The sequence below is a fragment of the Mesorhizobium sp. M8A.F.Ca.ET.207.01.1.1 genome, assembly GCF_004794715.1.
Classification (GTDB): domain Bacteria; phylum Pseudomonadota; class Alphaproteobacteria; order Rhizobiales; family Rhizobiaceae; genus Mesorhizobium.
Window position 1 is genome coordinate 1 of the sequence record NZ_SRUS01000479.1, and the last position, 301, is coordinate 301.

Below are 301 nucleotides of genomic sequence, written 5' to 3' on the forward strand. Positions count from 1 at the left end.
GGAGCTTCAAGGGTTCGGCCTCTGCCAGCGCGTCCGGCGAGGCCACGGCCAAGGGCGGCGGTGCCTCGGCCAGCGTCAAGGAGAGCTACGACGAGAAGGTCAGCGTCGATGCCCAGCGTGGCGCACGCTCGTTCGATTCGGACGTGACCCACCGCAGCATGCGCAGCTACTGGAAGGTGCGCGTGCGTGCACAGATTGCCCAGTACCGCGCACCGGACGAGCAGGGCAATCCGAAGATCGTGGTCGCGCTGCCGCGTACCAGGGCCGGCAGCTATGCCGTGGGCGATGGCCGCGTGAGTGC

1 protein-coding gene is annotated in these 301 nt (G+C 68.8%); it reads left to right on the plus strand.

Features of this window, described 5'->3' with window-relative positions; translation table 11 throughout:
- Positions 1-301 (plus strand): hypothetical protein (locus EN850_RS35455; protein WP_210238089.1); only part of this gene is annotated, 301 nt, incomplete at both ends.